Genomic DNA, 22,841 nt, shown 5'->3' on the forward strand with positions numbered 1-22,841 from the left:
GCAGGCTCTTGGCATACCAGCGCGACGGGCCTGTCAGCTGCGCACTCTAATGCAGCTGACCGCCGTAACCGCGCTGACACGCGGGCCGGCTCGGCACCGTTTAGAGCCGCTCGACCACCCAGTCGACGCACGCGGTGAGCGCGCTGACGTCATCGGGGTCAACCGCGGGAAACATCGCGACCCGCAGTTGGTTGCGGCCGAGTTTGCGGTACGGCTCGGTGTCGACGATGCCGTTGGCCCGCAGCACCTTGGCGACTGCGGCGGCGTCGACGTCGTCGCTGAAGTCGATGGTGCCCACCACCTGGGACCTCAGCCGCGGCTCGGCGACGAAGGGTGTGGTGTAGGGCCGCTCCTGGGCCCATGAATACAGCCGCTGCGAGGAGTCGGCGGTGCGTTTGACCGCCCAGTCCAAGCCGCCATTGCTTAGCAGCCAGTCGATTTGCTCGGCCAGCAGCACCAGCGTGCCGATCGCCGGCGTGTTGTAGGTCTGGTTCTTGCGGCTGTTGTCGACTGCGATCGGCAGCGACAAAAAGTCCGGCGCCCACCGCCCGGATTCGGCGATGGCCTCGATGCGGCCCAGCGCCGCAGGGCTCAGGATGGCCAGCCACAGCCCACCATCGCCGGCGAAATTCTTCTGCGGCGCGAAGTAGTAGGCGTCGGCCTCGGTGATGTCGACCGGCAGGCCACCCGCGCCGGAGGTGGCATCGATGACGACCAGCGCATCGCCCGAGCCGACCGGACGCTGCACCGGCACGGCCACCCCGGTCGAGGTTTCGTTGTGTGCCCACGCGATCACATCCACCGACGGATCGCTGCGCGGCTCCGGTGCGCTGCCGGGATCGGCCTTGACGATGACCGGATCGCCGACGAACGGATTCTTGGCGACCGCCGAGGCGAACTTCGAACTGAACTCGCCGTAGCTCAAGTGCAGTGACCGCTTGTCGATCAGGCAGAACGCAGCGGCGTCCCAAAACGCGGTGGCACCGCCGTTGCCCAAGATCACCTCGTAATCGTCGGGCAGCGAGAAATACTCGCGCAGACCGCTGCGGACCCGGCCGACCAGGTCCTTCACCGGGGCTTGCCGGTGCGACGTGCCGAACAGCCCGGCGGCGCTGGTGGTGAGCGCCTGCAGCTGTTCGGGGCGGACCTTCGACGGTCCGGATCCGAACCGGCCGTCGCGGGGTTTGATGCCGTCGGGGATCGTGAGCTGGTCAACCATGCCCACCAGCCTAGTGAGCACCACATGTGTGACCCGAGTCACAACGAGGCGGGTGGCGGCGGCTCGGCCACACTGGCGGACCCGACTCTAGCAAGTTGGCGATACCTCCGGTACTGTGTACACAACCCGTACGAATGTAAACCTCGTCAGGAGGCTATTCATGGCTCGGACGAAAATGGTGCAGCGGTGGCGCCGCAACATGGAGGTGCGGGACGACGCCGACTACGTCGACTTGCTGACCACACTGTCCGAGGGGTCGGTGCGGCGCAATTTCAATCCGTACACCGACATCGACTGGGACTCACCGGACTTCGCGGTGAGCGACGACGACCCCCGCTGGATCCTGCCGCAGACCGATCCGCTGGGGCGGCACCCGTGGTATCTGGCGCAGCCGCTGGAGCGCCAGATCAAGATCGGTATGTGGCGTCAGGCCAATGTCGCCAAGGTGGGCCTGCAGTTTGAATCCGTTCTGATCCGCGGGTTGATGGAGTACGCGTTCTGGGTGCCCAACGGCTCGCCGGAGTACCGGTACTGCCTGCACGAGTCGGTCGAAGAGTGCAACCACACCATGATGTTTCAGGAGATGATCAACCGCATCGGCACCGACGTGCCCGGCGCGCCCCGGTTCCTGCGGTGGGTGTCGCCGTTGATTCCGCTGGTCGCCGGCCCGCTTCCGATTCCGTTCTTTTTCGGGGTGCTCGCAGGTGAGGAGCCGATCGACCACGCCCAGAAAAACGTGTTGCGAGAAGGGAAGTCGCTGCACCCGATCATCGAGCGGGTGATGGCCATCCACGTGGCCGAAGAGGCGCGACACATCTCCTTCGCCCACGAATACCTGCGCAAGCGGGTTCCGCATCTGCCCAAGCGGAAGCGGTTTTGGCTGTCGCTGTATGTCCCGGTGGTGATGCGGATGCTGGGCCAAGCGATCACGGTGCCGCCCAAGAGCTTCTGGCGTGAATTCGACATCCCGCGCGAGGTCAAGAAAGAGCTGTTCTTCCGCTCCCCGGAGTCCCGGAAGTTCCTGCAGGACATGTTCGCCGACGTTCGGATGCTCGCCTGCGACACCGGCCTGATGAACCCGATCGCCAAGCTGGTGTGGCGGATCTGCAAGATCAACGGCAAGCCGTCGCGCTACCGCAGCGAGCCGCAGCGCCAGCATCTGGCGGCCGTTCCGGCTGCCTGACTGCCGTTATGCCGCACGTCATCACCCAGTCGTGCTGTAGCGACGGGTCCTGCGTTTACGCCTGTCCGGTGAACTGCATCCATCCCACACCGGACGAGCCCGGGTTTGCCACTTCCGAGATGCTCTACATCGACCCGGTCGCCTGCGTCGACTGTGGTGCCTGCGTGAGTGCGTGCCCGGTCGGGGCCATCGCGCCCGATACCCGGTTGACGGCCGACCAGCGGGCGTTCGCCGAAATCAACGCGTCCTATTACCCTGAGCGGCCCGCCGGGCAGAAGCTGCCCCCCACATCGAAGCTGGCCCCGGTGATCCCCGCCCCGCAACCGCGCCGCGGTGCGCTGAGCGTGGCTATTGTCGGATCAGGCCCGGCCGCGATGTACGCCGCCGACGAACTGCTCACCCAGCACGGGGTGCGGGTCAACGTCTTCGAGAAGCTGCCCACCCCTTACGGGTTGGTGCGCGCCGGGGTGGCGCCCGATCACCAGAGCACCAAGCGGGTCACCGCGCTATTCGACCGGATCGCTAGGCGCCGAGGTTTTCGCTTCTACCTCAACGTCGAAGTCGGCAAGCATCTGAGCCACGCCGAGCTGCTCGCCCACCACCACGCCGTCATCTACGCCAGCGGCGCACCCAACGACCGCCGGCTCGGCCTCGAAGGCATGGGCTTGCCCGGCACGGGCACCGCCACCGAGGTGGTGGCCTGGTACAACGGCCATCCCGAATTCGCCGATCTGCCCATGGATCTCAGCCACGAGCGTGTCGTGATCATCGGGAATGGCAACGTCGCATTAGATGTCGCCCGCGTGCTCACCGCCGATCCGGACAAGTTGGCTCAGACCGACATTGCCGATCACGCGCTCAAAGCGCTGCGGCGGTCGCGGGTCCACGAGGTGGTCATCGCGGCCCGGCGCGGACCGGCGCAGTCCGCGTTCACGCTGCCCGAGCTGATCGGGTTGACCGCGACGGCCGACATCGTGCTGGACGCGCAAGACCACGAGCTGGTGCAGCGCGATCTGGCCGCCGCCGCGAAGACCTTGACCCGGCAGAAGTTGGAAATACTGAGCAAACTCGGCGACAGCTCGTCGCCGTCGTCGCGGCCACGAATCCGGTTGGCCTACCGACTCACACCCCGGCGGGTGCTCGGCCGCCAGCGCGCCAGCGGCGTCGAGTTCTGCGTCACGGACACCGACCGGGTGTGCGCACTCGAGGCCGGCCTGGTATTGACCTCAATCGGCTATCGGGGCAAGCCGATTCGCGATCTGCCGTTCGACGAAGACGCCGGTGTCGTCCCCAACGACAGGGGCCGGGTCGTCGACCCGACATCAGGCCGACCGGTGCCCGGCGCCTACGTCGCGGGGTGGATCAAGCGCGGGCCGACCGGGTTCATCGGCACCAACAAGTCCTGCGCGCAGCAAACCGTACAGCAGCTCGTCGACGACTTCAACGCCGGCTTGCTCGCCGAGCCGATCAGCAGACCGTCGGCATTGGACAAACTCGTGCGGGAACGTCAGCCCGATCTCGTGGACGCCGCCGGATGGCAGGCCATCGACGCCGCCGAGATCTCCCGCGGCACCGCCGACGGACGTCCCCGCATCAAGTTCACCTCGATCACCGACATGCTGGCAGCCGCGGCGCTTGCGCCCGCGCCGCCGCTGCGGCAGCGGCTGGTCAACCGGCTGCGCGAATTGGCTTAACGCGCCGCTTGGCCCATCGCTGCGGCGATCTCCTCCATGCTGACCTCACGCACCGGCTGTCCCAGCGACCAGTGGTGACCGAACGGGTCGGCGACCACGCCGTAGCGGTCCCCCCAGAACTGGTCGTCCAACGGCGCCACCACGGTGGCGCCGGCGTCGAGCGCACGCTGGAACTTGGCGTCGACGTCGGTGACGGTCAAATGAATGGTGACCGGGGTTCCGCCCAGTGACTTCGGTGTCATCGACTTGCCACCGCAGGTCTCGGGGAAGTCGTCGTTGAGCATCACCGTGAAGCCGTTGATGCGCAGCGCGGCGTGGATCAGCTTGCCGTCGGGGCCAGGCACCCGGCCCAGCTCTACGGCGTCGAAAGCCTTGACGTAAAAGTCGATCGCCGCGGCGGCGTCGTCGACGACGAGATGCGGTGACAGTGCGGGTTCGACGGTGATCGCCATGATGGCCTCCTACGGTCAGGTTTCTCGCGGCCCGGACGGGCTCACCAGTACCGACCCGGCCACCGACGCAAACTCATCGCAGCGTGTGGCCTCAACCTTTCTGAATCTGGTCCCAGCCTTCGACCGACTCCGGGCTACGCGGTCCGGGGCCCACGTAGATCGCCGACGGCCGCACCAGCTTGCCCAGTTGCTTCTGCTCGAGAATGTGGGCACACCAACCGGCGGTCCGGCCACAGGTGAACATCGCCGGCATCATTTTGGCCGGCACTCGGGCGAAATCGAGGACCACCGCTGCCCAGAACTCGACGTTGGTTTCGATCGCGCGGTCCGGGCGGCGCTCACGCAGCTCGGCCAATGCCGCCTGCTCGACGGCCAACGCCACCTCGTAGCGCGGAGCGCCCAGCCGCTTGGCGGTCGCCCGCAAGACCCGCGCTCGGGGATCCTCCGCGCGATAGACCCGGTGCCCGAACCCCATCAGTTTCTCGCCGCGATCCAGGATTCCTTTGACCAGACCGCGGGCATCGCCGGTGCGCTCGACTTCTTCGAGCATGGGCAGCACCCGGGCCGGTGCACCGCCATGCAGCGGGCCGCTCATCGCCCCGATCGCCCCAGACAGCGCGGCGGCCACGTCTGCGCCGGTGGATGCGATCACCCGTGCGGTGAACGTCGACGCGTTCATGCCATGCTCGGCGGCTGATACCCAGTAGGCGTCGACGGCCTCGATGTGGCGCGGGTCGGGCTCGCCTTGCCAACGCGTCATGAAACGTGCTGTGATCGTGGGACATTCGTCGATGATTCGTTGCGGAACTGCGGGCTGGTAGATGCCGCGCGCCGACTGGGCGACATAGGACAGCGCCATCACCGAGGCGCGGGCCAGCTGCTCTCGCGCGGTGATGTCGTCGATGTCGAGCAGCGGCTGGTATCCCCAAATGGGCGCCAACATCGCCAACCCCGCCTGCACATCGACCCGCACATCGCCGCTGTGGATCGGCAGGGGGAACGGTTCGGCCGGCGGCAGGCCATGGCCGAATTTGCCGTCCACCAGTAGTGCCCAGACATCGCCGAAGGTGACCTGCCGGCTCACCAGGTCCTCGATGTCGACGCCGCGATAGCGCAGCGCGCCCCCGTCCTTGTCCGGTTCGGCGATCTCGGTGGTGAACGCGACCACACCGTCGAGGCCGGCGACGAAATTCTCCGGGACCACAGTCATGGCGCCGATTCTCTCATTCCGCCCAACCACCGCCGCTACCGGTCGGTAAGGAGGAGCGGGAGTAGCGTGGGCGCGATGGCAGGTCCTGACAGCGAACACTTGGCGGCGATGCGGGTTGAGTACAGCGCCGAAAAAGACGGATGCCCCGACCTCGACGCGGATTGGCTCGACGACGGGTGGGTTGCGTTGTTCCGCAAGTGGATCGGTGACGCCGAACGCGCCGGGATCGCCGAGCCTAACGCCATGGTATTGGCCACTGTGGACGCCGGGCGGCCGGTCACCCGCTCGGTGCTGTGCAAAGACGTCGATGAGGGCGGGATCACCTTCTTCACCAACTACGACTCCGCCAAGGGTGCCGAGCTCGCGGCCACCCCGTACGCGTCGGCGACCTTTCCCTGGTACCAGCTGGGTCGGCAATTCCACATCCGCGGCCCGGTGACCAAGGTCGATCCGCGGGTCACCGAGGACTACTGGTCCAAGCGGCCACGCGGCTCGCAGCTGGGTGCGTGGGCGTCGCAGCAGTCTCACCCGATCGCCTCCCGGGCGGCATTGCTGGCTCGACTCGCCGAGGTGAGCGCGCGTTTTGCCGACGTCGAGCGCATCCCGGTCCCGCCGAACTGGGGCGGGTATCGCATCGCACCCGAGGTGGTCGAGTTCTGGCAAGGCCGGGAAAACCGGCTCCACAACCGGATTCGCGTCATCGGCGGCCGGGTCGAGCGCCTGCAGCCCTGACCCCGGGGCGGTGCGCGCCGCGAGCGAGGCAGGTTGGTCGCCTTGGGTGGCCCCCCGCAGGCGCGCCGAGAAGATAGCGACTACCTTGAGCTATACACGCCTGGTAAGGCCAGCGTTGTCACTGCTGATTAGCGCAAAGGGGTTCTTGTGGCCGCAACCGACGACGTCGCCACTCTCCGCTACCCGGGCGGCGAGTTGGATTTGGAAATCGTGCATGCCACGGAAGGAGCCGACGGCATCGCACTCGGCTCGCTGCTGGCCAAGACCGGATACACGACGTTCGACACCGGCTACGCGAACACCGCGTCCACCAAGAGCGCCATCACCTTCATCGACGGAGACGCCGGCATCCTGCGCTACCGCGGCTACCCGATCGAGCAGCTCGCCGAGAAGTCGACGTTCATCGAGGTCAGCTATCTGCTGATCTACGGTGAGCTGCCGACCAAGGAACAACTGGCCGCGTTCACCCACCAGATTCAGCGGCACACCATGTTGCATGAGGACCTGAAACGGTTCTTCGACGGCTTTCCCCGCAATGCGCATCCCATGCCCGTGTTGTCGAGCGCAGTCAACGCACTCTCGGCGTACTACCAGGACTCGCTGGACCCGATGGACAGCGATCAGGTCGAGCTATCCACGATCCGCCTGCTGGCCAAGCTGCCCACGATCGCGGCCTACGCCTACAAGAAGTCGGTCGGGCAGCCGTTCCTTTACCCGGATAACTCACACACCCTGGTGGAGAACTTCCTGCGGATGACGTTCGGGCTGCCCGCCGAGCCCTACGAGGTCGACCCGGAAGTGGTCCGCGCGCTGGACATGCTGTTCATCTTGCACGCCGACCACGAGCAGAACTGCTCGACGTCGACCGTCCGGCTGGTCGGCTCGTCCCAGGCCAACCTGTTCACGTCCATCTCCGGCGGCATCAACGCGCTGTGGGGACCGCTGCACGGCGGGGCCAACCAGGCGGTGCTGGAGATGCTGGAGAAGATCCGCCAAGAGGGCGGCGACGTGCACGACTTCGTCCGCAAGGTGAAAAATCGTGAAGCCGGGGTCAAGCTGATGGGCTTCGGGCACCGCGTCTACAAGAATTACGACCCGCGGGCCCGGATCGTCAAAGAGCAGGCCGACAAGATTCTCGGCAAGGTCGGTGCCGACGACGATCTGCTGGAGATCGCCAAGGCGCTCGAGGAAGCCGCGCTCACCGACGACTACTTCGTCGAACGCAAGCTCTATCCCAACGTCGACTTCTACACCGGCCTGATCTACCGGGCCATCGGGTTCCCCACCCGGATGTTCACGGTGTTGTTCGCGCTGGGACGGCTGCCCGGCTGGATCGCGCACTGGCGTGAGATGCACGACGAGGGTGAGAGCAAGATCGGCCGTCCGCGCCAGATCTATGTCGGGCATGGCGAGCGTGACTATGTCGCGATCGACGCGCGCTAGTCAGTTGGACGCCAGCACCGCCATCGCGGCGTTGTGACCGCCGATGCCCGACACCGCGCCCCCACGCCGGGCCGCCGAGCCGCACACGATGATTCGCTCGTAGTCGGTGGCCACCCCCCACTGGCGCGCCGGCGTATCCAGCGATTCGTCGTCGTCGGCGAACGGCCAGGACAGGGCACCGTGAAAGATGTTGCCGCCGCTCATCGCCAGCGTTCGCTCCAGGTCTAGCGTGGTCTTCGTCTCGATGCAGGGCCGGCCGTGGGCGTCGATCATCAGCACATCTTGAATCGGTTCGGCCAGAACAGAATTCAGCGAGGTGAGGACCGCTTCGGTGAGCTGATCGCGGGCCACGCCGGGGCTGCGGTCAGCACGCAATGTGTGCGGTGTATGCAGGCCGAACACCGTAAGGGTCGCCGCGCCGGAGTCGCGTAACGCGGCGGACAGCACGCTCGGATCGGTCAGTGAATGGCAATACACTTCGCAGGGCAAGGGCTCGGGCAATCCTCCGCTGGCCGCCCGCGAGTAGGCCGCGTCCAACTGGGTCCATGTTTCGTTGACGTGGAAGGTTCCGCCGAAGGCCTGCTCAGCTGTCACCCCGTCGTCGCGCAAGCGAGGCAGCCGCCGCACCACCATGTTCACCTTGACCTGGCAGCCCTCGGCCAGTGGCGGCCGGGGCTGGCCCAGCAGGTCGGCCAGCACCACCGGGGTGACGCCGGCCAGGATGACTCGGCCCCGGATGCGGCATTCTTCGCCGCCACAGCGGTACCACACCTCGCCTTCGGGGTCGACCGCGTAAACATCTGCACCAGTTACTATTTCGGCGCCGTGGCTGGTGGCCGCGGCGGCCAGGGCCGCCGTCACCGAACCCATGCCGCCGACCGGGACATCCCAGTGCCCGGTGCCTCCGCCGAGCAGGTGATACAGCAGGCAGATGTTTTGGCGCAGCGACGGGTCGTTGACGCCGGCGAAGGTGCCGATCAGCGCGTCGGTGGCGATCACGCCGCGGACGAGGTCGTTGCCCACCGCGGCGGCGATGGCGTGCCCGATGGGTTCTTCTGTGATCGCTCGCCATGCCGCGTCGGCCTCGGGCCTGTTGCCGTCAAGGACGTGCCGGTGCATCTGGGTACGGGTGCGCAGCGGCTCGAGCAACGTCGGCCACAGCCGCTCAGTCACCAGTCGGCAGCGCCGGTAAAACGCTATGAACCCTGGCTCGTCATCGGCGGCTCCGATCGCGGCGAAGGTGTTCTGGGCTCCGACAAGCAGACCCCGGCGACCGGCCGTAGCGGGGTCGGGGGTATACGACGCATACCGCCGCCGTGCCAACCGAACCGGCGCGCCCAAGTCGTCGACGACGCGCGGCGGTAACAAGCTGACCAGATACGCATATTGCGACAGTTGTGTGTCGACGCCGTCGAAGACTTGGGCCGAGACCGCGGCCCCACCGACATGGTCGAGCCGCTCGAGCAGCCGCACTCGCAAGCCGGCGCGGGCCAGATACGCGGCCGCTACCAACCCGTTGTGCCCGCCACCCACCACGATCGCATCGAAATCGCGCGTCGAGCTGGCCGAGGCCATCGGCTAGCTGAGGTAGCCCTCGACCTGGTCCGGCGGGCGCACGCTGGCGTCTCGGGGGTCAGCACCGGTCTCGCGCAGCGCCCGACGCTGCCGATCGCGCAGCGCCTTCTCCTCGGCAACCAAGTCGCGGATTCGCGCCAGGGTGTCTTGGTCGGTGGGTTTTCTCTCCTCTGCCACCTCTCCAGTGTGCCTGAGGCAAGCGCGGTGCTGCGGAGTACCGGGCAGTGGTTCGGTGGCCTAGCTAGGCTTCCTATCGCTTGCGAACACCATTGGTATGGGAGGGCAGATGGCGGGTTCCGGCGAAGCACCCGCAAACACCCAATGGCGGCGAGCCGCGAAGTTCTATCGATGCCCCCTCGGCATTGCGTGGCTGATCGCCGTGGTGATTATTCCGCTGTTGCTGACAGTGATCGGCTACGGGCTGGCCGAGCGGTCGCGTTCGCAGGCCGCCGGTCCGGTCGCTAAGGTTCCGGGCGAAACCCATACCAGTGTTGCCAGACCTGTGCCTAAACCCCCACGGGTACCGGTTATTTCGCTGGCACCGCTCTCAGTTGTCCGTAAGGGCAACGATATAACGCTGCGTGGGGAGTTCCCCGATGACATGGCCAAGAGCGCACTACTGGAAGCGGTCAAGAGCTCGGTCGGTCCCGACGTCAACGTCGTCGACAAAATCACGATCAACCCCAACGTCAACGCGCTCGATTGCTCCGACGCCGGACCGGTTTTCAGCGCCGCCGCGTCGATCAGGGATTTCCAACTTACCGTCGACGGCGACACCATCACGTTGGCGGGGACCGCTGCCACGAACGACCAGGGCGACGCCGTCGAGCAGGCAGCTGAGGATGCCTGGCCGAATCTGAACATCGTGGACAAGATGGAAGTCAGCGGCCCGGTTGCGCCGACCGCTGCGTGTGCCGACTTGCAACAAGCCGTCAACCGCGTGCTGCCCACGCCAATCACCTTTCCTACCAACAGCTTTACACTCACACCTGACGACGAGCAAAAGCTGACTCAAGTCGCGGACAAGCTGAAAAGCTGCCCTGGCGCGCATGGCGAGTCCCCGATACTGAGTCCACCCGGTTCTAGAGTCGGGTTTTGTTGTTCTGGATTCAGTTGATTTCGCAGGCCACAGGGGTGTGGGTGTGGCTGCATCGGGCAGCGTACTCGGCCGGGGTGAGGTAGCCCAGCGCGGAGTGACGATGCCGGTGATTATGTTCGTGCTTGAAGTCACCGATGACTACTCGGGCCTCCAGCAGGTTGGTCCAGTGGTTGCGGTTGAGGCACTCCTTCCTGAGCCTGCTGTTGAACGATTCGATGTAGGCGTTGTCCCACGGCGCTCCGGGTGGAATGTAGGACAATCCGACTGTGCCGTCACAAAACTGTTGCAACGCTTGCGAAATCATCTCCGGGCCGTTGTCCATGCGCAGCACCAGCGGCGGTCCACCGGCGGAGGCGAACACCCGCTCGAGTTCATCGACGAGACGCTCGCCGGTAATCGAGCGCTCCACGATGTTCAGCAGCGATTCGCGAGTGTGCTCGTCGACCATCGACGCGATCTTGACAGCCTTGCCGTCGATGGTGGAGTCGAACTGAAAATCGATCGCCCACACCACCTTGGGTGCGTCCGCGACGACCTGCGGCGCCGACGACACCCCGCGCGCTTACGCGGCGAATACGCCCGCCGCTGCAGTCCTTCCTCACGCCACAGCCGGTGGACCTTCTTTTGTTGACCTCACGGCCCTCATCGTGGCGCAACGCCGCCCAGGCGCGCCGAAACCCATGGCAGGGATGTTTGGTGGCATACGCGCGCAGCCAGACCCGCAGATCGGCATCCGGGTCGGCCGGGGTCGCCGCGACCGGAGTGCGCCGGTAGGTAGAACGAGCCAGCCCAACCGCCTTGCACGCCAACCGCTCCGACATGCTCAACACCTCTTTGAGCATGTCCACGGCGCGACGCTTGGCGGCCGGGCTCAGAATTTTCCCTTCGCAACCTCCCGCAACGCATCCTTCTCCAACTCCGCCTCGGCCAAAAGCCGCTTCAACCGCGCGTTCTGCTCCCGCAACTCCTTGAGCTGCCTGGCGGCATCGATATCCATCCCGCCATAGGTGCGGCGCCAGTTGTACAGCGTCGCCGCCGACACCTCCAGCTCGGCGGCGATCTCCTCACCGGTCTTGCCCGCCGCGGCCAGCTCGTCCGCGCGGCGCAGCTTGCGCACGATGTCCTCCGCGGAATGCCGCTTCCGACCACCCATGTGTTTCATCATCCCTTCCAGCCCCATCCACGGGGCCACAGGACTCTAAAACAAGGCGGACTCATTCACCGGGAACACCCCACGCACATCACCGTCAACGGCTACAGCGACAACACCGGCGACGACGCTGTCAATGTTTCGCTCAGCGACAACAGGGCGAATTCGGTCGCCGACTTCCTGATCGCCAAAGGTGTGACAGGCGACCGCATTACGGCCAAGGGAATGGGCGCGGCCAACCCGGTCGCCGGCAACGACACTCCGGAGGGGCGTGCCCGGAATCGCCGCGTCGAAATCGTGGTCAGCTAAGGAGAATCCGAGATGGATTTCGTGATCCAATGGATGTGGTATCTGCTGGCTTTCGTGGCGGGATCGGCGGTTGCGTGGGTGATCACGGTCATCGCGATCAGGCGCACCAGCGAAGAACAAGCCATCGCGGACATGCCGGGCTCACGTGAGACAGGTGCACGGTGATGGACGACGTGAACTGGTGGCTGCTGGCGCTGGCGTTCGTCTTGGGTGTGGTGCTGACGTTCGCGATGACGGTTCGGCGCGTCAGACGCGAAATACCGGTGGGCGGTGCTGCCGGCGGGGAGGAGACACAACCGCCACAGGACAAGGAGACGTAGGCCGTAGGGCCCGGCCGTTACGTCGCCGACTGTGCAGGTTGTGGTCGGAAACTTCGGCGAATTGCGTGGAAAAGCTGCACACTCGGCGCGGAAGCCCGGGCTTAGCTGGGTGGGGGCAGGCGTAGCAGCAGCCGCGCCCCGCCCAGCGGGCTGTTTTCCAACGATGCTGTGCCGCCGTGTAATTGGGCCTGCTGGGCCACCAGCGCCAGCCCCAGTCCCGACCCCGAATGCGAGGCCGTCGACCCGCGAGAAAACCGCTCGAACACCACTTGGCGCTCTTCCTCGGGCACTCCCGTGCCGTTGTCGTCGATCGCGATTTCCACGCCTTCTCGCGAGCTGACCGCCGACAGCTGAACCCGGGTGGCGCCGCCGTGTTTGACCGCGTTGGCGATCGCGTTGTCGACGGCCAACCGCAACCCGGCTGGCAGTCCCACGATGATGCAGGTCGGCGAGGGTACCAGCGAAACGTCGAGATTCGGGTAGACCCGCATGGCATCGTGCGCGGCACGGTCGAGCAACTCGGTGATGTCGACCGGCACATGGTCTTCCCGGGTGGACAACTCGCCCTGCGCCAGCCGTTCGAGCGCGCTCAGCGTGGCCTCGATGCGTGACTGGGTGCGGATCACGTCGTTGAGGACTTCTTTGCGTTGGTCGTCGGGCAGGTCCAGGGTGGCCAGCACCTCGAGGTTGGTCCGCATTGCCGTCAGCGGAGTGCGCAGCTCGTGCGCCGACACCGACGCGAAGTCGCGGGCCGAGGCGAGCGCCTCCTTCGTGCGGTTCTGCTCGTCCCAGATGCGCTGCAGCATCCCCCGCATTGCCTCGGCGATTTCGACGGCCTCAGTGGCGCCGCGCACCTGAACCTGCGGCGCCTCGTCGCCGGCATCGATGGAACGGGTCTGCTGGGCCAGCCGTTTGAACGGTCGCACCGCGAATGTCGCCAGCAGCCAAGCGAATATCGCCGACGCGGCGATGGCGAACGCACAGACGAGCACCACCCGGCGGTGCTGGGCATTGGTGTCGGCGATGGTTTCGTCGTAGGTGGCTCCGACTTCCACCGACATCGGTTGCGGTGCGGGGATGTCCACCGTCCGCACCCGATAGCGTTTTCCGTTGATGTAGGTGTCGGCGTAGTCCTGGTCGAGCTTGGGCAGCGTGATGCTCGAGTTCGACGTGACCGTGTCACCGCGGCGGACCGTGATGATGGCGTCGGCGTCGCTGGGTGAGCGCGGGATCTGATCGAGGCCACGTGGCAGGAACGGAATCGCGAAACCAGCCGCTTCGTCGAGGCGGCGGTCCAGCCAGTACTGACGGTCCTTGGTAATCCCGAACCAGACGATGGTGCCGACGATCAGCACGGGGATGGCCGCGCCGATGGCCGTCGCGACCACGACCCGTGCGCGCAGCGAGGGCGTACGGGTCAGGATTCGGGATAGTAAGTTCATGGCTGCATGGGTCTTTTCCCGTCACTGCATGCGCAGCACGAATCCGACCCCACGAACAGTATGCAGCAGCCGGGGTGCACCGCCCGCTTCCAGCTTGCGCCGCAGGTAGCCGATGAACACGTCGACGACGTTGGTGTCGGCGGCGAAATCGTAGCCCCACACCAGTTCCAGCAGCTGGGCGCGCGACAGCACCGCGGTCTTGTGCTCGGCCAGCACCGCGAGCAGGTCGAACTCCCGCTTGGTGAGGTCCACGTCGATCCCGTTGACCCGCGCGCGCCGGCCCGGGATGTCGACCTCCAGCGGGCCCACCGTGATGGTTTCCGACGACGACGTCGCGGTGGAGCCGCGCCGGCGCAACAGTGCACGCACCCGCGCGACGAGTTCGGCCAGCACAAACGGCTTGACCAGGTAGTCGTCGGCGCCGGCTTCCAGCCCGGCCACCCGGTCGTCGACCGAGCTGCGCGCGCTCAGCACGCACACCGGCACGTCGTTGTCCATGGCGCGCAGCGCGGTGACCACGCTGACCCCGTCCAGCACGGGCATGTTGATATCCAGCACGATCGCATCGGGTCGGGTTTCGGTGGCACTGCGCAACGCCTCGGCGCCGTCGGCCGCGGTCGACACCTCGAATCCGGAGAGCCGCAGTCCGCGTTCCAGCGAAGCCAGCACGTCAGAGTCGTCGTCGACAACCAGCACGCGGGGTGAGGTCACACCAGTGTCCATGCCGCCTATCTTGCCTGAAGGAGCCGCCCGCCGGTGGGACGCCGAGCTGTGCGCCGCCGACGGTCAGCGCAACCCGATCCGGCGGTAGCGTTGCAGCCGGGTCCTCATGCGCTCGGCGTCGGGCACAGCGCGCAGCGCATGCACTTCGGCGGCGATGGCGCCGGCAAGCCGTTTGGAGAATTCGATCGGCTCGTCGGCGGCATCGGGGTGCTCGACGACGATCCGATCGACGATGCCCGACGCGAGCAGGTCGGCCGACCGGATCCCTTGTGCCGCAGCCAGTTCCGCGGCGTGTGCGGTATCGCGGAAGACGATCGCGCTGGCACCCTCCGGCGGCAGCGGCGCCAGCCAGCCGTGCAGTGCGGCCAGCACCCGGTCGGCGGGCACCATCGCCAGTGCCGGCCCGCCGCTGCCCTGGCCCAGCAGCACCGACACCGTCGGTGTGTCCAGCGTGACGAGGTCGGCCAGGCAGCGGGCAATCTCGCCGGCCAACCCACCCTGCTCGGCTTCGGCCGACAACGCGGGGCCCGCGGTGTCGATGACCAGCACCAACGGCAAACGCAGTTCGGCGGCCAACGCCATGCCGCGGCGGGCTTCACGCAATGCGGCCGGACCGACGATGCCCCCGACGATGCGCTGCTGGCCGAGCACGACGGCGGGTTGGCCGGCGAACCGGGCAAGCGCGAGGAGGGTAGTCGCCGCCTCGCCCTGATCTGCGCCGAATTGCAGCCCGGACAACAGCACCTGCTCGGTGCAGCCGTGCCGCAGCAGATGCCGCACTCCCGGGCGGTCCGGTCGCCGCGACGCCACCACCGAATCCCAGGCCGGGACATCGGGTATCGGCTCGGCGGGCGGCGACGGCGGTGGTGGCTCGGGAGCGTCGGCGAGCACCTTCAACGCGCGATCCAGCGTGTCGCGCAGCTCTTCGAGCGGCACGACACCGTCGATCACCCCGTGCCGCTGCAGGTTCTCCGCGACCTGAATGCCGGCGGGAAACGGTTCGCCGTAGAGCTGCTCGTACACCCGCGGGCCCAAAAACCCGATCAGCGCGCCGGGCTCGGCGATGGTGATGTGCCCCAGCGAACCCCACGACGCGAACACACCGCCGGTGGTCGGGTGGCGCAAATACACCAGGTAGGGCAGGTGGGCCCGCTTGTGCAGGGTGACGGCGGCGGCGATCTTGACCATTTGCAGGAACGCGACGGTGCCCTCCTGCATGCGGGTACCGCCGGAACTGGGCGACGCCAGCAGCGGCAGCCGTTCTGCGGTTGCCCGCTGCATCGCCGCGGTGATTCGCTCTGCCGCTGCCACGCCGATCGAGCCGCCGAGGAAGCCGAATTCGCACACCACCACCGCGACCCGGCGCCCGAAAACCCGTCCCTCCCCGGTCAGCACCGCTTCGTCCACACCGGTGGCAGCCCGGGCGGCGGCCAGCTCCCGGGCATAGGACTCTGAGGCCGGCACCGCGGGTGGCGTGGTGTCCCAGCTGACGAACGAGCCGTCGTCAAGCACCGCCTCGCGCAGCTCGTCGATTCCCGTGCGGCGCACCGTTTGAGGGTAGCCAGTGGGATTTGGTGTGCGACACCACGGCTACTTGGCGAGAGCGGGCCCGGCGACCATAATTAGCACTCGACGAATGAGAGTGCTAACGCGTGTGGCGGAGGTCGAAGGGAGGGAAATCGATGCGCGGCAGCGACTTCGTCGTCGAAGCTACGGTCGGACCGGGGGCAACGGACCTGCGGCGTCCGATGCGGATCGTGTTGGCCGCCCCGCCGTATTTCGATATCCCGCCGAAGGGCTACGGCGGGGTGGAAGCGGTCGTCGCCGATCTCGCCGACACGCTCGTGGCCCGCGGCCACCATGTCACCGTGCTGGGCGCCGGGGATTCGCACACTGCGGCGAAGTTCATCCCACTGTGGGATCGCACCGTGCCCGAACGGCTCGGGGAGCCCTACCCCGAGGTGATGCACGCGCTGAAGGTGCGGAGCGCCATAACCCGGATAGCCGCGGTCGACGGGGTCGACATTGTGCACGACCACACCTTCGCCGGGCCGCTCAACGCGCCGTCATATCGGGCGCTCGGGCTGCCGACGGTGGCAACCGTGCACGGCCCGATCGACGAAGACCTCTACCCCTACTACCGCGAGCTGGGCGATGATGTGGGGTTGGTGGCCATCAGCGACCGACAACGGCAACTGGCTCCCGACCTGAATTGGGTTGGGCGCGTGCACAATGCGCTGCGCATCAAGGACTGGCCGTTCCAGGCCAGGAAAGGCGACTATGCGCTGTTCCTCGGGCGGTATGCGCCGTACAAGGGCGCGCATCTGGCCGTGCAGGCCGCGCACGAGGCTGGCATTCCACTGGTGCTCGCGGGCAAGTGCAGCGAGCCGTCGGAAAAGGTCTACTTCGAAGAGTGCGTGCGGCCGCTGCTCACCGACACCGACCACGTGTTCGGTGAGGCCGACGCGGTCAGCAAGCGCAAGCTGCTCGGCGGTGCGCGTTGCCTGCTGTTCCCCATCCAATGGGAGGAACCGTTCGGGATCGTGATGATCGAGGCGATGGCGTGCGGCACGCCGGTCGTCGCATTGCGCGGAGGCGCGGTGCCGGAGGTGGTCGTCGACGGTGTGACGGGTTTCGTGTGCGACCGCCCTGAAGAACTCGCGACCGCCATTCGCCACGTCGGAACACTCGATCCAGCCGCCTGCCGGCGCCATGTCGCGGCCCACTTCGACGTGTCCGCGCTCGGCTGCGGCTACGAGCAGGTCTATCGAAAGGTGCTGCGGCGTCATGCAATTCACAATGAGACGGACGTCATAGAGGCCGTCCGCTATCTTGAACCTGACGAGAAAGTCAGTGCATGAGCGTCCCAGGAGCCTTCAACGTCGGCGAGCCAACGCGCATCGGCTCGGGTGGTGACACCATAACGCTGGTTGAGGGCTCCACCTTCTGCTTGTCCGATCAGCACGGCGACGTACTGCCCGGCCGACCACACGGGTTGTTCTTCCGCGATGCCCGGGTGCTGTCCAGGTGGGAGCTGCGCTTGCACGGTCAGACTGCCGAACCGCTGGCTGTGCACACGCCGGAAGCATTTGCGGCGCAGTTTCTTTTGCGCCGAGCGCCCAGAGCGGGAAGGACCGACAGCACCCTGCTGATCGTGCGGGAGCGGTTGATCGCCGACGGGATGCGGGAAACCATCTCCTTGCACAACCTGGATTCCGAAACCACCGTTGTGTCACTGCAATTGGTCGTCGATGCCGACTTCGCCGATCTGTTCGCGGTGAAAGAAGGCCGCTCATCCATCGGTTCGGCGGACATGACCGTGACGGACAACGAATTGGTGCTCAGCGACCGTGCCGACCCGATACGAGGACTGACCGTCACCGCCACGGGCGACCCGATCGTGCTGCCGGGTTCGCTGGCGTGGCGGATCGTCGTACCGTCGGGCGAACAGCGTCAAATCGAGCTGATCGCCGAGCCGACGGAGGCAGACCGCAAGCTCAGCCCCCGGCTGCGCCGCGGCGAGAATCTGGAGGCCAGCGCACCCGCGCGCAAGCTGGAGGCCTGGCGTGACACTGCGACGAAGGTCGAAACCGACCATCCGGTGCTCGCACAAGTGTTGCGGCGCACCGAAAGTGACCTCGGTGCGCTGCTGATCCACGACGCCGCCAGCGAGCGGCCATACGTGGCGGCGGGGGCGCCCTGGTTCATGACGCTGTTCGGTCGTGACAGTCTGCTCACCGCCTGGATGGCGCTGCCGCTGGACGTCGACCTGTCGCTGGGCACCTTGCGCCGGCTGGCGCGCGCCCAGGGCCGCCGCGAGGACCCCGTGACCGAGGAACAGCCCGGTCGCATCCTGCACGAGGTCCGGCGCGGTCCGGCCAGCGAGGATGTGCTCGGCGGCAGCGTGTATTACGGCTCGATCGACGCCACCCCGTTGTTTGTGATGCTGCTGGGCGAATGCTGGCGCTGGGGCGCCGAGCCGGCGATCGTGCGGTCACTGCTGCCGGCTGCCGACGCGGCGCTGGCGTGGGCCGAGCAGTACGGCGACCGGGACGGCGACGGCTTCATCGAGTATCGGCGCGCCACCGACCTGGGGCTGATCCACCAGGGTTGGAAGGACAGCTTCGACGGCATCAACGACGCGTCCGGGCGCCCGGCTGAGCCGCCGATCGCGCTGTGCGAAGTCCAGGGCTACCAGTACGCCGCGCTGCTGACGCGTGCCGACCTCGCCGACGCCTTTGGCGACGCGGAGTTGGCGCACCGGCTACGTCAGCGTGCCGACACCTTGCGGGCGAAGTTCCTGGAAAGCTTTTGGCTGCCGGAGCAGGGCTGGTACGCCATCGCGCTGGATAAGGACAAGCGCCCCGTCGACGCGTTGACGAGCAATGTCGGTCACTGCTTGTGGACCGGAATCGCCGCCGACGAGCACGTCGCCCTGCTCATCGAACGGCTGTCAGGGCCCGAGATGGACAGCGGGTTCGGGCTGCGGACGCTCGCCACGACCATGGGTGCCTACAACCCGATGAGCTATCACAACGGTTCGGTGTGGCCGCATGACACCGCGATCGCGGTCGCGGGGCTGCTGCGGTACCGGCACCTCCCGGGTGCGGTAGAGCTGGGCGAACGGTTGGCCACCGGGCTACTCGACGCGGCGGAGTTGTTCGGGGCGCGGCTGCCGGAGCTCTTCTGCGGGTTCCCGCGCCAGCAGTTCAGCGTCCCGGTTCCCTACCCCACGTCGTGCTCCCCTCAGGCGTGGGCCAGCGCGGCTCCGCTGCTGCTGGTGAGGTCGTTTCTGGGACTGGAGCCCGACGTGCCCGGGCGCCGGCTGACGGTGCGGCCGCGGTTGCCGGCGGCGTGGGGCCGGATCGCGCTGACGGATTTGGTGCTCGGCAGCGCGACCGTGCACGTGGAAGCCCGGGGCCGGAAGGCCACGACGCAAGGCTTGCCGCCGGACTGGGAGCTGGTGACGTCCGACGAGTGAAACCTGTTCAGGTCACCTCGGCGGGTGCCGATACCGCGGGCAGGTGGTTGCCCGCGCGGCGCAGCATCGGACCGAACGTGAGCCAGATGATCAGCGAGCCCACCGATAGTGCGCCGAGCAGAGCGAAAGCTGTTGGAAATCCAAGTATTTGGGCGACGTAGCCGCCGAGCACCGGGCTGAGTGCGCCCCCGAGCCCCTGGGCGGCCATGATCGCACCCTGACCGATGTTGATGTGCCCGGTGCCGTCGAGCAGGCGGGCCACCAGCCCGGGCACCGCCACCGAGAGCATGCCGGCGCCCATGCCGTCGAGCACCTGGACGGGAATGACACCCCAGGTGGTGATGACATTCGCCGCGATCAGCCCGCGGATGGGCAGGGCACTGAACGCGATAAGGATCGCCAGCCAGTAGCCGCGGGTTTGCGCGATCCGCATCGCCAGCAGCGAGGCGGGGATCATGACCGCCTGGGCGACGACGACGGTGCTGGCGACCGTGGTAAACGGGTTGGCGTGGGTGGCGACCACGGCCAGCCCGTAGAGCGGCAGCATCGCCGCATTTCCCAAATGGAACAGCGTCACCGCGGCGGCCAGCGCCAGCAGCGGCCGGCATTCGAGGAGCACCCGCAGCTTCTTGACCGGGGCCTGATCGCCGCTCAGCGCTTCGCCGCGGGCGATGTGATGGTCGATGCGACCAGCCGGAATCGCCAGGGTTGCCGCGATCGTGACCACCGCGAAGCCGGCGGCCAGCCAGAACACCCCGGCGTAGCCGAATATCCAGCCGAGCAGTCCGGAGATCGCGGCACCGGCCATGTTGCCGGCATGGTTGTAAGCCTGGTTGCGACCGTTCTGGCTGGTGAATCCGGCCTGGCCGACGACGCCGAGGGTGATGCCGATCACCGCCGGTGCGATCGTCGCTCCCGAGATGCACATGACCGACTGCGCGGCGGCGACGACCCAGAAGTGCCGGGTGGTCAAGATCACCGCCGAGGCCGCGACAGCGGCCAGGCCGACCACGATGACACAGGCTCGCTTGCGGGTGGTGGCATCCACCAACGCTCCGGCGGGTGCGACCGTGAGCATGCCGACGATGGCGCCCAGGGTGATGACCGTGCCGATGGTGCCGGTGGTCCAGCCCCGGCCGGCCAACAGCACCCCCAGGAAAGGGCCCATGCCGGCCTCCATGTCAGCCATGAAGAAATTCACTGCCTGCAGCGCGATGCGGTCACGCGTCCGCACCGTCGGCTCGACGACGTCTTGGCTTGGCACCCCTAGATTCTTGCGGCTTTGCACCCCGCCGTCGCAACATGACACCGCCCCGTCCGGATCGCCTACTGCCCATTAGGCTGGCGCGCATGTTGATCGGTGTCACTCGCGTCGAAGCCGTCACCACCATCGAGCTGCAGCGGGCCGAGCGCCGAAACGCGCTGAACTCCGAGCTCGTCGAGGAGTTGCGCGAAGCCGTCGAGAAGGCCACGGCTGAGAACGTGCGCGCCATCGTGCTGACCGGTCAGGGCAGTGTGTTCTGCGCGGGCGCCGACCTGAGCGGGGACGCGTTCGCCGCGGATTATCCGGACCGGCTTATCGCTTTGCACAAAGCAATGGATGCTGCGCCGATGCCGGTGATCGGCGCGATCAACGGACCCGCCATCGGCGCGGGCCTGCAACTGGCGATGCAATGCGATCTGCGGGTAGTGGCCCCGGACGCGTTCTTCCAATTTCCTACATCGAAATATGGCTTGGCACTTGACAACTGGAGCATTCGGCGGTTGTGTTCGCTGGTCGGGCATGGCCGTGCGCGGGCGATGCTGCTCGCGGCAGAAAAGCTGGGGGCCGAAGAGGCGCTGGCCACCGGCATGGCCAATCGGATCGGCACGGTGGTCGACGCGCAGGCCTGGGCGGCGGAGATCGCCGGCCTGGCGCCGTTGGCCCTGCAGCACGCCAAGCGAGTGCTGAACGACGACGGCGCCATCGAAGACCCGGCGCCGATCCATAAGGAGCTGTTCGACAAGGCGTGGGCCAGCCAGGACGCGATCGAGGCCCAGGTTGCTCGCATGCAGAAGCGACCACCGAAGTTCCGGGGAGCCTGACCGTCATGCTGCGCGGACCGCTGCGGCTGGTGGTGGGGACGGCCACGCTGGCGGCCGGCGGGTGGGTGCTGCGGGCACTGCACGGCGCCCCGGCCGCGCTCGGCGCAGACCCTTCCGCAATTCGCAAGGTGGCCGAGCGTTCGCCTAACTTTCGCGACGGTGCTTTTGTCAACATTGACCCGGCATCGCTGTTCAGCCCGGACCGCGAGCAGCAGCAGCTCATCCTGCGGGAGATCATTGGCGGTCTGGCCGCCACCCGTCCGCCGGTGCCGATTCCGCTGGCCCGCCCGGGCGTCATCGACTGCGGCCCGGATCGGCTGGCGGTCAGCTGGTTCGGCCACGCCACGACGCTGCTTGAGGTCGACGGTTACCGGGTGCTGACCGACCCCGTGTGGAGTCACCGTTGCTCACCCTCCGATGTGATCGGCCCCGAGCGGATGCATCCGCCGCCGATCCAAGTGGACGCGCTGCCGGCCGTCGACGCCATCGTTATCAGCCATGACCATTACGACCATCTCGACATCGACACCGTCATCGCGTTGGCCCACAGTCAGTGGGCCCCGTTCGTGGTGCCGTTGGGTGTGGGCGCTCATCTGCGCGCGTGGGGCATTCCCGATCAACGAGTCATCGAACTGGACTGGTTCGAACGCACCCAGGTCGGCGAACTCACCCTGATTTGTGCGCCGGCGCGGCATTTTTCGGGTCGTTTCTTCAGCCGCAACAACACCCTGTGGGCGTCATGGGTGGTGATCGGCCCGAACCGGCGCGCATATTTTGCCGGCGACACCGGCTACACCAAAACTTTCGCTCAGGTCGGCGCTGACTATGGGCCGTTCGACGTGACACTGATGCCGGTCGGTGCCTACCACAAAGCGTGGCCGGATATCCACATGAATCCCGAGGAGGCGGTCCGGGCGCACCTCGACGTCACCGGGTCGGGCTCTGGGCTTCTCGTGCCGATCCACTGGTGTACGTTCCGGCTCGCGCCGCATCCGTGGGCCGAGCCAATCGAACGGCTGCTCGCGGCCGCCGACGCCGCGCAGGTGCGGGTTGCGGCGCCCAGGCCGGGTGAGCGCGTGGACGCCGAGGAACCCGGCGAACTCTTTCCGTGGTGGCGCCCCTGAGCCGGTATTTGGCTCGTTGGTCAGCCAGGCGGCGATCGATGGTGGCCGCCGACATTGACACCAATAGTTCGGCAGTTTCGTCATCGATGATCAGCTCTGC

The 22,841-nt window shown here is 66.9% G+C and carries 20 protein-coding genes and 2 pseudogenes; 12 read left to right on the top strand and 10 right to left on the bottom strand.

Annotated elements, in window-relative coordinates; translation table 11 throughout:
* Positions 1 to 100 precede the first annotated feature (100 nt).
* The gene (serC, locus tag MHEC_RS04830; protein WP_085194694.1) at positions 101 to 1,219 is read right to left on the bottom strand and encodes a phosphoserine transaminase; all 1,119 of its coding nucleotides are present in this window, start codon (positions 1,217 to 1,219) and stop codon (positions 101 to 103) included.
* Positions 1,220 to 1,379: 160 nt separating this feature from the next.
* Between serC and MHEC_RS04835 the strand changes: the two genes are divergently transcribed.
* Both MHEC_RS04835 and MHEC_RS04840 read left to right on the top strand, forming a co-directional pair.
* On the top strand, positions 1,380 to 2,402 hold the full coding sequence (locus MHEC_RS04835) for an AurF N-oxygenase family protein (RefSeq protein ID WP_201399430.1): 1,023 nt from the start codon (positions 1,380 to 1,382) through the stop codon (positions 2,400 to 2,402).
* An 8-nt stretch (positions 2,403 to 2,410) separates the two neighbouring features.
* Positions 2,411 to 4,096 (top strand): FAD-dependent oxidoreductase, encoded by a 1,686-nt coding sequence (locus MHEC_RS04840; RefSeq protein ID WP_201399433.1) that lies wholly within the window; start codon positions 2,411 to 2,413, stop codon positions 4,094 to 4,096.
* On the opposite strand, the gene MHEC_RS04845 is transcribed toward MHEC_RS04840, so the two are convergent.
* Together MHEC_RS04845 and MHEC_RS04850 are read right to left on the bottom strand one after the other, a co-directional pair.
* Positions 4,093 to 4,548, bottom strand: a complete 456-nt coding sequence (locus MHEC_RS04845) for a VOC family protein (RefSeq protein ID WP_003922760.1) — start codon at positions 4,546 to 4,548, stop codon at positions 4,093 to 4,095. The two genes, MHEC_RS04840 and MHEC_RS04845, sit on opposite strands and share 4 nt — an antisense overlap.
* Before the next feature lie 91 nt (positions 4,549 to 4,639).
* Positions 4,640 to 5,758, bottom strand: coding sequence for a citrate synthase 2 (locus MHEC_RS04850; protein WP_085194648.1), 1,119 nt, complete (start codon positions 5,756 to 5,758; stop codon positions 4,640 to 4,642).
* 75 nt (positions 5,759 to 5,833) lie between these two features.
* Between MHEC_RS04850 and pdxH the strand changes: the two genes are divergently transcribed.
* On the top strand, positions 5,834 to 6,490 hold the full coding sequence (gene pdxH / locus MHEC_RS04855; RefSeq protein ID WP_003922762.1) for a pyridoxamine 5'-phosphate oxidase: 657 nt from the start codon (positions 5,834 to 5,836) through the stop codon (positions 6,488 to 6,490).
* A 147-nt stretch (positions 6,491 to 6,637) separates the two neighbouring features.
* Positions 6,638 to 7,933: a citrate synthase gene (locus tag MHEC_RS04860; RefSeq protein ID WP_085194646.1), complete on the top strand. Its 1,296-nt coding sequence runs from the start codon at positions 6,638 to 6,640 to the stop codon at positions 7,931 to 7,933.
* Here MHEC_RS04860 and MHEC_RS04865 read toward each other — a convergent pair whose 3' ends face one another.
* Both MHEC_RS04865 and MHEC_RS04870 read right to left on the bottom strand, forming a co-directional pair.
* On the bottom strand, positions 7,934 to 9,508 hold the full coding sequence (locus tag MHEC_RS04865) for a phytoene desaturase family protein (protein WP_085194644.1): 1,575 nt from the start codon (positions 9,506 to 9,508) through the stop codon (positions 7,934 to 7,936). It lies immediately after the preceding gene.
* A gap of 3 nt (positions 9,509 to 9,511) precedes the next feature.
* Positions 9,512 to 9,685 (bottom strand): DUF2630 family protein, encoded by a 174-nt coding sequence (locus tag MHEC_RS04870; protein ID WP_003922765.1) that lies wholly within the window; start codon positions 9,683 to 9,685, stop codon positions 9,512 to 9,514.
* Positions 9,686 to 9,794: 109 nt separating this feature from the next.
* Between MHEC_RS04870 and arfA the strand changes: the two genes are divergently transcribed.
* Positions 9,795 to 10,625 (top strand): channel-forming protein ArfA/OmpATb, encoded by an 831-nt coding sequence (gene arfA, locus MHEC_RS04875; RefSeq protein ID WP_201399435.1) that lies wholly within the window; start codon positions 9,795 to 9,797, stop codon positions 10,623 to 10,625.
* Here arfA and MHEC_RS04880 read toward each other — a convergent pair.
* Positions 10,618 to 11,760, bottom strand: a pseudogene (locus MHEC_RS04880) (IS3 family transposase). The gene arfA and the pseudogene MHEC_RS04880 overlap by 8 nt on opposite strands.
* Before the next feature lie 87 nt (positions 11,761 to 11,847).
* Between MHEC_RS04880 and MHEC_RS04885 the strand changes: the two are divergent.
* The 3 genes and pseudogenes from MHEC_RS04885 to arfC form a co-directional block, all read left to right on the top strand.
* Positions 11,848 to 12,066: pseudogene (locus MHEC_RS04885) on the top strand (OmpA family protein); the annotation flags it as partial.
* Positions 12,067 to 12,078: 12 nt separating this feature from the next.
* Positions 12,079 to 12,231, top strand: coding sequence for a channel accessory protein ArfB (gene arfB, locus MHEC_RS04890; protein WP_003922767.1), 153 nt, complete (start codon positions 12,079 to 12,081; stop codon positions 12,229 to 12,231).
* Positions 12,231 to 12,386, top strand: coding sequence for a channel accessory protein ArfC (gene arfC / locus MHEC_RS04895; RefSeq protein WP_161552051.1), 156 nt, complete (start codon positions 12,231 to 12,233; stop codon positions 12,384 to 12,386). Before arfB ends, arfC begins: the two co-directional genes overlap by 1 nt.
* A 101-nt stretch (positions 12,387 to 12,487) precedes the next feature.
* Here the strand turns inward: arfC and MHEC_RS04900 are convergent, their stop codons facing one another.
* Genes MHEC_RS04900 through MHEC_RS04910 form a run of 3 tightly spaced genes read right to left on the bottom strand, consistent with a single transcriptional unit; the run spans position 12,488 to position 16,099 of the window.
* On the bottom strand, positions 12,488 to 13,828 hold the full coding sequence (locus MHEC_RS04900) for a sensor histidine kinase (RefSeq protein ID WP_003922768.1): 1,341 nt from the start codon (positions 13,826 to 13,828) through the stop codon (positions 12,488 to 12,490).
* 21 nt (positions 13,829 to 13,849) lie between these two features.
* Positions 13,850 to 14,560: a two-component system response regulator PrrA gene (prrA, locus tag MHEC_RS04905; protein ID WP_086009237.1), complete on the bottom strand. Its 711-nt coding sequence runs from the start codon at positions 14,558 to 14,560 to the stop codon at positions 13,850 to 13,852.
* Between the two features lie 54 nt (positions 14,561 to 14,614).
* Positions 14,615 to 16,099 (bottom strand): acetyl-coenzyme A carboxylase carboxyl transferase subunits beta/alpha, encoded by a 1,485-nt coding sequence (locus MHEC_RS04910; protein ID WP_085194640.1) that lies wholly within the window; start codon positions 16,097 to 16,099, stop codon positions 14,615 to 14,617.
* Between the two features lie 134 nt (positions 16,100 to 16,233).
* Between MHEC_RS04910 and MHEC_RS04915 the strand changes: the two genes are divergently transcribed.
* Both MHEC_RS04915 and MHEC_RS04920 read left to right on the top strand, forming a co-directional pair.
* The gene (locus MHEC_RS04915; protein WP_201399439.1) at positions 16,234 to 17,412 is read left to right on the top strand and encodes a glycosyltransferase family 4 protein; all 1,179 of its coding nucleotides are present in this window, start codon (positions 16,234 to 16,236) and stop codon (positions 17,410 to 17,412) included.
* Positions 17,409 to 19,532 carry an amylo-alpha-1,6-glucosidase gene (locus MHEC_RS04920; RefSeq protein ID WP_201399441.1) on the top strand — a complete coding sequence of 708 codons (2,124 nt, stop codon included), beginning with the start codon at positions 17,409 to 17,411 and terminating at the stop codon, positions 19,530 to 19,532. Before MHEC_RS04915 ends, MHEC_RS04920 begins: the two co-directional genes overlap by 4 nt.
* Before the next feature lie 7 nt (positions 19,533 to 19,539).
* Here the strand turns inward: MHEC_RS04920 and MHEC_RS04925 are convergent, their stop codons facing one another.
* Complete coding sequence (locus MHEC_RS04925; protein ID WP_048890008.1) at positions 19,540 to 20,796, bottom strand: MFS transporter; 1,257 nt, start codon at positions 20,794 to 20,796, stop codon at positions 19,540 to 19,542.
* Between the two features lie 89 nt (positions 20,797 to 20,885).
* Here MHEC_RS04925 and MHEC_RS04930 point away from each other — a divergent pair, with 89 nt between their 5' ends.
* Both MHEC_RS04930 and MHEC_RS04935 read left to right on the top strand, forming a co-directional pair.
* Positions 20,886 to 21,617 carry an enoyl-CoA hydratase gene (locus MHEC_RS04930; RefSeq protein WP_048890161.1) on the top strand — a complete coding sequence of 244 codons (732 nt, stop codon included), beginning with the start codon at positions 20,886 to 20,888 and terminating at the stop codon, positions 21,615 to 21,617.
* A 5-nt stretch (positions 21,618 to 21,622) separates the two neighbouring features.
* On the top strand, positions 21,623 to 22,741 hold the full coding sequence (locus MHEC_RS04935; protein ID WP_048890007.1) for an MBL fold metallo-hydrolase: 1,119 nt from the start codon (positions 21,623 to 21,625) through the stop codon (positions 22,739 to 22,741).
* Positions 22,742 to 22,841 lie beyond the last annotated feature (100 nt).

The sequence above is a fragment of the Mycobacterium heckeshornense genome (assembly GCF_016592155.1).
GTDB lineage: Bacteria > Actinomycetota > Actinomycetes > Mycobacteriales > Mycobacteriaceae > Mycobacterium > Mycobacterium heckeshornense.

Bases quoted from the DNA above. Each gene is read 5' to 3' on its own strand.
- serC (WP_085194694.1), bottom strand. From the start codon at position 1,219: ATGGTTGACCAGCTCACGATCCCCGACGGCATCAAACCCCGCGACGGC.
- MHEC_RS04835 (WP_201399430.1), top strand. From the start codon at position 1,380: ATGGCTCGGACGAAAATGGTGCAGCGGTGGCGCCGCAACATGGAGGTG.
- MHEC_RS04840 (WP_201399433.1), top strand. From the start codon at position 2,411: ATGCCGCACGTCATCACCCAGTCGTGCTGTAGCGACGGGTCCTGCGTT.
- MHEC_RS04845 (WP_003922760.1), bottom strand. From the start codon at position 4,548: ATGGCGATCACCGTCGAACCCGCACTGTCACCGCATCTCGTCGTCGAC.
- MHEC_RS04850 (WP_085194648.1), bottom strand. From the start codon at position 5,758: ATGACTGTGGTCCCGGAGAATTTCGTCGCCGGCCTCGACGGTGTGGTC.
- pdxH (WP_003922762.1), top strand. From the start codon at position 5,834: ATGGCAGGTCCTGACAGCGAACACTTGGCGGCGATGCGGGTTGAGTAC.
- MHEC_RS04865 (WP_085194644.1), bottom strand. From the start codon at position 9,508: ATGGCCTCGGCCAGCTCGACGCGCGATTTCGATGCGATCGTGGTGGGT.
- arfA (WP_201399435.1), top strand. From the start codon at position 9,795: ATGGCGGGTTCCGGCGAAGCACCCGCAAACACCCAATGGCGGCGAGCC.
- arfB (WP_003922767.1), top strand. From the start codon at position 12,079: ATGGATTTCGTGATCCAATGGATGTGGTATCTGCTGGCTTTCGTGGCG.
- arfC (WP_161552051.1), top strand. From the start codon at position 12,231: ATGGACGACGTGAACTGGTGGCTGCTGGCGCTGGCGTTCGTCTTGGGT.
- MHEC_RS04900 (WP_003922768.1), bottom strand. From the start codon at position 13,828: ATGAACTTACTATCCCGAATCCTGACCCGTACGCCCTCGCTGCGCGCA.
- MHEC_RS04915 (WP_201399439.1), top strand. From the start codon at position 16,234: ATGCGCGGCAGCGACTTCGTCGTCGAAGCTACGGTCGGACCGGGGGCA.
- MHEC_RS04920 (WP_201399441.1), top strand. From the start codon at position 17,409: ATGAGCGTCCCAGGAGCCTTCAACGTCGGCGAGCCAACGCGCATCGGC.
- MHEC_RS04935 (WP_048890007.1), top strand. From the start codon at position 21,623: ATGCTGCGCGGACCGCTGCGGCTGGTGGTGGGGACGGCCACGCTGGCG.